The organism is Helicobacter pylori (assembly GCF_001998165.1).
Taxonomy (GTDB): Bacteria; Campylobacterota; Campylobacteria; order Campylobacterales; family Helicobacteraceae; genus Helicobacter; species Helicobacter pylori_DL.
The window spans coordinates 20,182-30,082 of record NZ_MTWR01000002.1 but is presented as its reverse complement, the minus strand read 5'-3'; the positions used below and the strand labels follow the sequence as shown (position 1 = coordinate 30,082).

Here is a 9,901-nt window from a genome sequence, read left to right as displayed (position 1 = left end):
TTTATCTTTAATGGTTTGAGCGCATTCAATGCCGGTCATTTGAAGCAACTCTAAAGCGTATTTTTCGCCTGAAAACACGCCCTCTTGTTTAGCCCTAACAAAGGCTGTGGCTTTAAAATCCTTTTTTAACACCCTTTCAAACAAATCCCCATGCCCTAAATCTTCTTTTAAGGCGCATTCTAAAAAAGTTTTAATCTCCATTAGGATAACTCCATCATTTTAGTTAAAGCGAGTTTGGCTAAATGTGCCACCTCATCTTTTAATTCAATCGCATTGTAAGCCCTGTGGTTTTTATAAGCCTTTAAGACTTCAAACAAATCTTTTAAAGTCGTTTCATTCATGGTAGGACAGAGAGCGAGCGTGCTAGAAAGAATGAAAGTGTTTTGATGGTTACGCTTGGCTTTCAAGCGATTGACTAAATGGCTTTCAGTGCCTATGGCGACTTTTTGATGGGGGCTTAGCTTTTCTACAAATTCTATGATCTGACTCGTTGATCCGCTAAAATCAGCATTAGAAACCACGCTAGGCTCGCACTCTGGATGGACAGCGATTAAAATATCCGGGTATTTTTGGCGGTAAAATTCAATGTCTTCTAATTTGAAAAGCTGATGCACCGAACAAAAGCCGTTGTAACAAATCACATCAGCGTTTTTGATTTCTTCTTGGCTATTTACGCCTAAAATCGCGCTTTTTAAGCCGTTTTCTAGGGCCAGATTTTCCCCCAAGCATTTATCCGGTAAAAAAAAGATTTTTTTATTTTGTTTTAAAGCGTGATTGAAGATCTTAGAAGCGTTCCTGCTGGTGCAGACCACGCCGTCATCTTTAGCGACTTTGGCCTTCACTTCAGCGTTAGAATTGATATAAGTGATAGGGTAAAATTCTTTAACGCCGTATTCTTTCAATAAATGAACGCTCCTATCGTAGTAATGGCTGTCTATCATTCTCGCCATAGAGCAGCATGAGAGTTTGGGCATGATCACTTGTTTGTTAAAGGCTAGGGCCTTCACGCTCTCGCCCATGAAATGCACCCCGCAAAACACGATGAGGTTTTTATCGCTCTGGCTTGCGATTTTAGCTAATTCCAAGCTATCGCCTGTGTGGTGGGCTAATTCTACAATCTCATCTTTTTGATAGAAATGAGCCACTAAAAGCGCGTCTAAATCGTTCAATAATTCCACAATAGAAGTTTTTAAATCAGTTGGCATGAAATTCCCCTATACTTTCCCCAAACTTCACGCTTTTTTCTTTCAAATCTTTAAAAGCGGTGTTTTGAATGAATAAAACGATCGTAGAGCCCATTTCAAAATTCCCTAAATTATCCCCCTTTTTAACCTTAATGGGGGGGTTATAAGAGTAGGTTTGCGTGAAACGGACTTTAGCGTTAGTTTGGATATTCTTATCAAAATTGAAACGCATTTTACCCACATTTAACGCCCCCACCGCTACAAAATACAACCTATTGCCTTGAATGTCTTTTGCAACAAGCACCACCCTTTCATTGCCCACAAACAGATTGTTGTTTTTGTTTAATGAGGGTTTATTGACCGGTAGTAATTTCCCCGCAAAATAACGAGCCTCTAAAATTTCTAAATCGCAAGGGGCGTGGTAGTGGTGGTAATCTTTGGGCGAAAGGTAAAAATTCACATAGAAAAAAGAAAGCCTTAAGGGGTTGATTTCGCCCACTAATTCATGCGCCTTATAGGGCATGCCTTTAATCTGTAGGGCGGTATCGTTGTCTAAAAAAGCGCATTCGGTGATCAAAGCGTCGCAAGGCGCAATGCAAACATTAGGGGCTTTGTCAAAGGGCCGTTCTTTTTTTAAGGAGCGCGTGAAAAGGGCGTTCAAGCTCTTGTAATTTTCCAAAGGCTCAAACTCGCTCAAATCAATTTTAAAGATCTTAACATAAAGAGCGTTGATGCCTTTTTGGATAAAAGAAGGGAATTCATAGCCAGCCACAGAGCCAAAAACCCTTGAAAGAGCGTTGCTTAAAGCTACCATTTTAACCCTGCCATGTTCAATATAAATTCCACCTCGCCCTTACTCACTTTAAACTCTTTAGAGATAGAATCCACGCTATAACCCTCTTGATACATTTTCAAAACCTGTTTTTCATTGATCTCATCGCTAGCGGCATAATGCCCCATGTCTTTGAATTTGTTTTCTAAAGTAATGATTTTTTCTTCTAAATAATCGCGCTCTTTGTCCATGGATTTTTGGATTTCTTGCAACTGGTTATAAAGGTGTGAAAGGGTCGTTTTTAATGAGCTATCCTCTTTAGCGCTCTTTTCTAAAGAAAGGCCTTCCAAACGCCCCTCTAATTCTTTCAAACGCTTAGAATAGATATAATTTTCTTGATAGGATTCGTCTAAGGTTTTTTCTAAACGCCTCATTTTATGGTAAAACTCTTTCTCTTTAAGATACAAATACCCCACCAAGCACACCAACACCAATAAAATCGCTCCTAAAACGACCATAAACAAATCATTAGAAGATAACATGATTGCTCCCGTTCATAATTTCAAGCCTTTTCTTTCGCTATCAACAATAAAAGAATCATAACGCTTGATGTCTAAGGCGTGCATGCGAGTGATTTCTAAAAAATCTTTATCCCTTGCCACGCCAAAAAAGGCTAGGATTTTCCCCTCTAACACACAACGCCCATAGTAAGTTTGAGGCGCTATTAGGCTTTGTTTTTTTAAGCAAATAAGCCCATGCCCTAAAGCGATGATGCGGTTATTTTGCTCCAATTCAAGCAAATTTTCTTTTAAAAGCAAGCTCTCTAATTTTTCTAGCTTGAAATACAGCGCTTTGAGCAATTCCAGAGTGTCATTTTCAACGTTCAAGCGTGAAAAATCAAAGCCAGAATTTAACCAATCAAATTCTTCTAATACCGCTAAAGAGCGTTTACTTTTAGAAATAAACCTTTCATAAGAGAACGATAAATCGCATTGGACTAAGCGCGTTTCAAACCCTAAAGCTTGGGATCTTAAAACCAACTCATGCATGCTTAAACCCCACATCAAAGACGATAAAAATAAAAAACACCACCCCCAAATAGCCATTACTCACAAAAAAGGCTTTAGGGATGTTTTTATAATCTCTAGCGACTAAAATCTGCTCATAGAGTAAGATCAAGGCTGAAACCCCTAAGCCTAAATACGCAAAAAGCCCCCCATGATAGCATTTCACGAAACAAAGCCAGCAGATTAGCGCTACAAGGTGTGAGAGCCTTGAAAGATTCAAACACCATTTTTCCCCTAATTTACTAGGAATGGAAAACAAGCCCCTTTCTTTATCAAACTCCATATCTTGTAAAGAATAGAGCAAATCAAACCCAGCCACCCATAACATCACCCCTAAAGCCAAAAAGACATTCCATAAAGGGATCGCTCCTAAAACCGCCACGCTTCCCGCAATGGGGGCCAAACCCAAAGCCAAGCCCACGATGAAATGCGCCAAAGAAGAAAAGCGCTTGAAATACGAATACCCCCCCAAAATGATTAAAAAAGGTAACGAAAGCTTGAACGCTAAAGGGTTGATGAAATAACTCACCCCCACGAATAAAAGAGCGTTTGAAGCGCTAAAAACCACCATGCCTTTAACGCTGATTCTGCCATCCACGCTCGGGCGGTTTTTCGTCCTTGGGTTATCCTTATCAATATCCCTATCCACCAAGCGGTTAAACCCCATAGCGAAGTTTCTTGCCCCTAATAAGGCTAAAAAACAAAGGATTAAGGTTTCTAAGCCAAAAAAGAGCGTTTGATTTTTTTGATAGGAGCTTATGACCATAGCCATGAGTAAAAACATGCTAGAAAATATCGTATGCTCTAATGCGACCAACTCGCTTAAAGCTTTGATTTGGTGCGTGATTTTTTTAAGCAATTATTTGATCCCTAATAAAATGACTTTTCTAACCTACAATTAAGCTAGGCATTATAATATATTGATAGCAACAATACAAGAAAAAGCCTGTGCTTAAAACATTCATGCTTAAATAAACTTTAAAGAAACGCGTGCTTAAAATCGTTAAAAACAAATGCACCCCTAAAAGCCATAAGGGCGAAGAGATTGAAATCGTTGGGATGGTTAAAGGCATGCTTAAAAAATGATCCAATAAAGACCCTAAACCCACCGCATGCAAGAACAAACTCAAAGGGAAAAACACGATAAAAATCAAGCCTAAAGGAATGCTAAAGAGCTGGTAGGGCGAAAACATAGGGAAAAAGGCATGCGCGATAATGAGCATGTTCAAAAACACTAACACGCTTAAAGCGATCGCTTGAAACGATCGCTTTAAAAAAGAAGAATCTTTAAAAAAAATTTGAGTGTGTTTTAAAAACAAAAAGATATACCACACCCCACAAACAGAAAGCAAAAACCCCACGCTAAAAAGCAATTTAGGGAGTAACGCTATGGCGATACAGCACGCTAAAATCAAAAGCTTAAAACTCAAAATCCTTACCCCAAAAAAGCATGCCAAAAACCCTAATAAGCCCATTAAAAACGCCCTGAAAAAAGAGGGTAAAAAATCTAACAGCAATAAATACCCTAGCAAAAAAACCCACACCAGAACCCCTATATCATAAAAAGCGTTCCTGTAAGGGAAATAGCGTTTTTGTAAGGGGGTATAAAAAAGAGAGAAAAGAAAATACACGCTCGCACTCAAAATCCCTAAATGAAACCCGCTAATGGCTAGTAAGTGGTTGATCCCTAGCGCGTTAGCCCTGTCTCTCAAGTCTTTATTCAAGCTATCCCCTATAAATAAAGCTCGATACAAATTACCCACCAAAGCGTTGGAATGAGCGCTGTCAATGAAATGGCGCCAATGCGATTTGAAATCTTGTTTTCGTGTTAAAGAAAAAGAATAAGTTTGAAAAAAGCATGATTTTAGAGACTCTAAGAACGAACAAGATTTGATCCTGCCAAAAAATTGCGCGTGGCGGTATTGGAGATTTTTTAAAGGCTCTTTAATGGTGGTGTAAAAGATCATGCCCTTTGATTGGAGTTTTAAGACAAAATAGGTTTTTTGATCTTTAGTCTTAGGGTATTGTAATAAGATTTGAGCACTCAGGCTTGTAGGTTTTGAAAAATCAAGCTTTTGGTGATTCAAGTATTCTAAATAAAGGTTAATCGCCAATAAAAGGCTTAAAACAACCCCACACCATAAGTATTCTTTGGGGGTTGAAAGCAAATCAAACGCCCCCTGAAAAGTTTTATCTTTCAAGTTGTGGGTATTTCAAATTTAGTTTCTTGTCTCTCTTCTAAATGAGAATCCATAGGCATGTCTTCATAGCGCGTGAAAGGAGCGTTAAAGCGCGTATAAACCGTTCCTGTAGCCCCATTCCTGTTTTTAGCCACGATGATTTCAGCCTCTTCAATGCTGCCATTTTGCTTGTGGATACGCCTTTCTTCATTAACTTTTAAATGCAACTCTTGCGCCTCTTCAATCTTGCCTTCTTTTTTGAGCTTGTCTATTTTGTTGTCTTCAGCCCTCATTTGATAGATATAGCCTCTATATAAAAATAAAACAATATCAGCGTCTTGTTCAATCCCCCCGCTGTCTTTAATATCCGAAAGAATGGGCCGTTTATCGTCTCGGTTTTCTAAGCTGCGGTTGAGTTGCACTAACGCTATGATAGGGATTTCTAATTCTCTGGCTAAAGTTTTAAGCTCCCTTGAAATTTCAGCGATTTGCTCATGGCGTTCTTTAGTGGCTTTACTCCCTGACATGAGCTGCAAATAGTCAATAAAAGCGATACCCAATTCCTTGTGTTGGGATTTAAGCTTTCGCAGTTGCAAGCGGATTTGCTCTATCCTCACATAACTTTTATCGTAGAAAAAGAGTTTTTTTTGCGAAAGGTGATCGTAGCATTTGGCTAAATTTTCCCATTGATCATCATCAAGCCTCCCGCTTTCTAAATCATGCATGTTGATAGAAGTGAGATCCGATAACGCCCTTAAAGCGAGTTGCTCCGCAGACATTTCCAAACTAAAAACCGCTACCCCCCTATCGTCATTGAGTGCGGATAAGACCATGTTCATCATCAAACTGGTTTTACCCATAGACGGCCTTGCCCCTAGAATGACTAAACTCCCTTGATTAAAACCGCTCGTGTAATTATCCAATTGGACAAAGCCAGTCGGTATACCGGTAACTTTTAAACTCCCTTTTCTTTGGTTTTCTGTAATGAGATTCATTGCGCTTTCAAGCACTTCTTTAATATCCCTAAAGCCCTCTATCGTGCTGCCATTCAATAACGCATAGACTTCTCGCTCCACAGTGCCTAAAATATCGCTGGATTTTTGCGCGCTTTCTAAAGCTTGCTCTCTAATGGTGTTAGCCAAGCCAAAAAGTTTTCGTTTAATGGAAGCGTTTTTAATCTCTTCCACATAGGCTTCAATATTATCTATAGGGCTTGCCGCAAAAATAGCGACCAGATCTTCTTCTTTGATCTGCTTGTCTTTAGGCATTTTTTGGCGGATAAAGTTCTCATCAATGGGGCAATCTTCTTCATGCAGTTTTAAAGCGATTTCAAAAAACAAGCCGTTAGGCGGGTAGTAAAAATCGCTAGGCTCTAAAACGCTATGGACCTCTTCAATCTTATGATTGGCCAACACAATGCCTGAAAGCACGATCCTTTCAATGTTTTGCAATTGCTGCAAATGCTTTAAATGATCCATTTTTATCCTTTTATAATCGTTTGATCTTTTCTATCAAATCTAGGGGCGTTAAAGCGTAATTGTTCTTAAATTCCAAACCCGCTAGGGCGTGCGCTAAACTTGCGTTAATAGCGGCGTCTAAAGGCGTGTAGTTTTGAGAAAGTAGGCTTACAATCAGTCCCGCTAACACATCGCCACTCCCTGCTTTGGCTAAAGCCACGCTCCCTAAATTGTTGATAAAAATTCGCCCTTGATGAGCGATTAGGGTATTAGCCCCTTTTAAAAGCAAAACCACCTTGGGGTATTTTTGAGAAAAATCCCTTGCGATTTCTAGTTTATTGTCTAGTAATTCTAGCATGCTTATATTGATCCCCACTAATTTTAACAACGATAAAAACTCTTTAGGGTGAGGGGTTAAAACGACTTCATTTTCTAAGGCTTGCAACACCTCTTTATGGTAAAAAACGCCCGCGTCTAAAACGCATGGGGCTAATTCAAGCCACTTGTTAAAATCCTTTGGAATATTTTCTAACCCCATGCCAAGAGCGAACGCGCTCAATGGGTTAGGGAAATTTTCACAAAAAACCAATTCTAAAGGCTTGTTACTGGAAGTTATCTCGCATTCTAACGCTTGAACGCTCACCACCCCAGATCCAAAGCTTAACGCGCTTAATGCGCTCAATAATCCAGCCCCGCTATGCTTGCCTAAAAGAATGTGTGCATGCCCGTAATCGCCTTTATGAGCGTTTTTTTTATCCCTTAAGGGCAGTTTCAAATCGCTTTTTTCCAGTAAAAAAGTGTCTGTTGGGATCTCATAAATTTGATTAAAAACCCCTAAATGCCCCACTTCCAATTCCCCTATATAGTCTTTAGCCCTATCGCTTAATAAGCATGACTTAATAGCGCCCATGCTGATAGTCAAATCCGCCTTAAACGCCCTCTTATCCACCCTGCCTTTAGAATCGATTCCGCTAGGAATATCGCAAGCGATTTTAAAGCGCGCTTTTTGAGAAAGGCTTTCAAAGTTTAAAAACGGCTCTAATTCGCCCTTAAAGTTACTCCCCACCACGCAATCTATTAACACATCGCATTCTAAATCTTCATTCTTTTCTTCCCATGCTTTGATGACTACCCCTACTTTTTTAGCCCTTTCTTTTTGCAATTGGCACATGGGGCTTTTGACTGGTTTCATTTCAAAGACTAGCGTTTTAAAACGCCCCGCTAAACGCCTGGCTAACGCATAGCCATCGCCTCCGTTATCCCCACTCCCACAAAGGATAATGACCTTATCGCCTAAAGAAGCGTTTTGTAAAACCGCCCTTTCTAAAGCCATAGCGGCGTTTTCCATTAAAATGTCTTCGCTTAAAAGCCATTCTTCAATCGCCCTTTTGTCTAGGGCATTCACTTTTTCATACACTGAAAGCATCTTTATCCTTGAAAATGAATACAGAACGAATTTTCGTAAAACGATCCTTTTAAAGAGGGTTCGCTATGAATTTCTAAACGCATTTTATACTTTTCGCACACTTTTTTCACCAAATCTAACCCTATACCATAACCCAACACGCTAGAATTGAAACGCGCGTAACGAACGCTTAATTCTGTGATCTTGTCTTTAGGGATTTCATACCCTAAATTTTTCACTTTCAAAAACTCAGGCGTTAGCTCTATGTGGATATACCCATGCATGACGCTGTATTTGATCGCGTTCATGAGCAAATTGCTATAAAGCGAAATGAAATCCTGCTCTTTAGCCTTAAATTCCACTCCCACTAGATCGCTTTTAAATTCCAGCTTGTGGTAGTCTATCATCTCGCTAAAAAGCGTGTTTTCTTTGATAATTAGGGCTTTTAAGTCTAAAAGCACAAAGGATTCGCGCTCAATGTCTTGCATCACTAAATAAGAGAGCGAGCGGTATAAAAAGCTCATGCGCTGGATAGCGATTTTAATGCGGCGGTGTTGTTGGCTGTCTTCTAAGGTTTTTAAAGACAAGACTAAAGCGCTCATGGGGGTGTTTAATTCATGCGTGGTGTTTTTTAAAAAATGATCGATGCGAGTGATTTCATTCCTAATGGGCTTTAAAAACAAACGCCCCAAAAACACAGAAACCCCTATCACGCATAAAAACGCTATGACAAACACTAAAACAATATTGCGATACAAAGAAGAAAAATGAAGGGGTTTAGAATTTTTAAAAAGCATTTTAGCCACGCCTAAATGGGCGAAAGTTTCATCGCTGAATAAGTAATATTCCCCCTTAAAATTAAAAAAGCCCGCCTCTTTATGGTTTTTAATCAAATCCGCGCTTTCAGGGATATTGGAATATAAAACACGCTTTTTACTATCAAAAAGCGCCATGGAAGCGTCTTTATAGCGTGAAATCAGGGCGTTTAAAGCGTTTTGATAATCTGCATGCGTTTGCATGTGCAAGGCAATCACTTCGCTAGCGATCTTAGAAGCCATTTTGTCCATGTCCATGCGTATCATTTTGATTTTTTCGTTTTTTTCATAGTTAAACGCTAAAACGCTAATCACTAGCATTAACACAAACGAAGAGCCTAAATAAGTCCCTAAAAAGATTTTAAGGGATTTTTTTTCATAGTGGGTTAAAGCGATAGCCCACCCCCTTATGCGTTTCTATGCAATTTTTACCCAAAAGCTTGCGCAACACTTTAATGTAAGTGCGTAAGGTGGAATCATCAATCGCTTGCTCCCACAAGTTGTTTTCTAACGCTTGAGAGCTGATGATTTGCCCCTTATGCTCTAAAAAGTATTCTAAAAGTTGGGCGGTTTTGGGAGGCAAGATCTCTTTTTTGCCCCTGACACTCAAGCAATTTTGGTGATAAAAAACGTTAGGCATAATTTCTATAGGATCATCATTGAAAAACCTTTTAATGCGCGCTTCCAATTCGTCTAAATCAAAAGGCTTTTTCAAATAATCGCTCGCTCCTAAATTAAAAGCGTTTTTTAAAGTAGCGTTATCCTGTAAGGCGGTGATAAAAATCACAGGCGTAGAGATTAAAAAATCGTTTTTGATGCGCTTAAACAATTCCAAGCTATTCATTTCAGGCACTTGCACGTCTAAAAGTAAGAGGTTAAAGTGCTCAACCGAGAGCCTTTCATAAGCCTCTTTCCCGTTAAAAGCGCAAAACACTTCATAGCCTAAATGCTCCAAGAACTCCCTAATACTCTCGCTTAAAAGGTAATCGTCTTCTAGTAAAAAAATCTTTTTTTGCATGGG

General features: G+C 39.3%; 10 protein-coding genes and 1 pseudogene. All 11 read right to left on the bottom strand.

All coding sequences use genetic code 11. The features are described from left to right. Positions 1-201: pseudogene (locus BZK24_RS00455) on the bottom strand (carboxylating nicotinate-nucleotide diphosphorylase); the annotation flags it as partial. Then, positions 201-1,205: a quinolinate synthase NadA gene (nadA, locus tag BZK24_RS00450; RefSeq protein WP_077656220.1), complete on the bottom strand. Its 1,005-nt coding sequence runs from the start codon at positions 1,203-1,205 to the stop codon at positions 201-203. The pseudogene BZK24_RS00455 and the gene nadA, both read right to left, overlap by 1 nt. Beyond that, entirely contained in the window at positions 1,195-1,998 is an 804-nt protein-coding gene (locus tag BZK24_RS00445) for a phosphatidylserine decarboxylase (protein ID WP_021173514.1), read from the bottom strand. Before BZK24_RS00445 ends, nadA begins: the two co-directional genes overlap by 11 nt. Further along, positions 1,992-2,498, bottom strand: coding sequence for a DUF6115 domain-containing protein (locus BZK24_RS00440; RefSeq protein WP_000953090.1), 507 nt, complete (start codon positions 2,496-2,498; stop codon positions 1,992-1,994). Before BZK24_RS00440 ends, BZK24_RS00445 begins: the two co-directional genes overlap by 7 nt. 12 nt (positions 2,499-2,510) lie before the next feature. Then, on the bottom strand, positions 2,511-3,005 hold the full coding sequence (locus BZK24_RS00435) for a hypothetical protein (RefSeq protein WP_001879459.1): 495 nt from the start codon (positions 3,003-3,005) through the stop codon (positions 2,511-2,513). After that, a complete protein-coding gene (gene mqnP, locus BZK24_RS00430) occupies positions 2,998-3,840 on the bottom strand; it encodes a menaquinone biosynthesis prenyltransferase MqnP (protein ID WP_242423403.1) in 843 nt (280 codons plus the stop codon). Before mqnP ends, BZK24_RS00435 begins: the two co-directional genes overlap by 8 nt. Before the next feature lie 70 nt (positions 3,841-3,910). Continuing rightward, a complete protein-coding gene (locus BZK24_RS00425) occupies positions 3,911-5,224 on the bottom strand; it encodes a ComEC/Rec2 family competence protein (RefSeq protein WP_171972351.1) in 1,314 nt (437 codons plus the stop codon). Then, on the bottom strand, positions 5,221-6,681 hold the full coding sequence (locus tag BZK24_RS00420) for a replicative DNA helicase (RefSeq protein WP_077656218.1): 1,461 nt from the start codon (positions 6,679-6,681) through the stop codon (positions 5,221-5,223). The genes BZK24_RS00425 and BZK24_RS00420 overlap by 4 nt, the downstream gene beginning before the upstream one ends. Positions 6,682-6,691: 10 nt before the next feature. Continuing rightward, complete coding sequence (locus BZK24_RS00415) at positions 6,692-8,086, bottom strand: bifunctional ADP-dependent NAD(P)H-hydrate dehydratase/NAD(P)H-hydrate epimerase (protein ID WP_077656217.1); 1,395 nt, start codon at positions 8,084-8,086, stop codon at positions 6,692-6,694. A 2-nt stretch (positions 8,087-8,088) separates the two neighbouring features. Continuing rightward, a complete protein-coding gene (crdS, locus tag BZK24_RS00410) occupies positions 8,089-9,291 on the bottom strand; it encodes a copper-sensing histidine kinase CrdS (protein WP_077656216.1) in 1,203 nt (400 codons plus the stop codon). Then, positions 9,257-9,898, bottom strand: coding sequence for a copper response regulator transcription factor CrdR (crdR, locus tag BZK24_RS00405; protein WP_031251821.1), 642 nt, complete (start codon positions 9,896-9,898; stop codon positions 9,257-9,259). Before crdR ends, crdS begins: the two co-directional genes overlap by 35 nt. Positions 9,899-9,901 lie beyond the last annotated feature (3 nt).

Bases quoted from the DNA above. Each gene is read 5' to 3' on its own strand.
- BZK24_RS00435 (WP_001879459.1), bottom strand. From the start codon at position 3,005: ATGCATGAGTTGGTTTTAAGATCCCAAGCTTTAGGGTTTGAAACGCGC.
- BZK24_RS00445 (WP_021173514.1), bottom strand. From the start codon at position 1,998: ATGGTAGCTTTAAGCAACGCTCTTTCAAGGGTTTTTGGCTCTGTGGCT.
- crdR (WP_031251821.1), bottom strand. From the start codon at position 9,898: ATGCAAAAAAAGATTTTTTTACTAGAAGACGATTACCTTTTAAGCGAG.
- BZK24_RS00415 (WP_077656217.1), bottom strand. From the start codon at position 8,086: ATGCTTTCAGTGTATGAAAAAGTGAATGCCCTAGACAAAAGGGCGATT.
- BZK24_RS00420 (WP_077656218.1), bottom strand. From the start codon at position 6,681: ATGGATCATTTAAAGCATTTGCAGCAATTGCAAAACATTGAAAGGATC.
- BZK24_RS00440 (WP_000953090.1), bottom strand. From the start codon at position 2,498: ATGTTATCTTCTAATGATTTGTTTATGGTCGTTTTAGGAGCGATTTTA.
- nadA (WP_077656220.1), bottom strand. From the start codon at position 1,205: ATGCCAACTGATTTAAAAACTTCTATTGTGGAATTATTGAACGATTTA.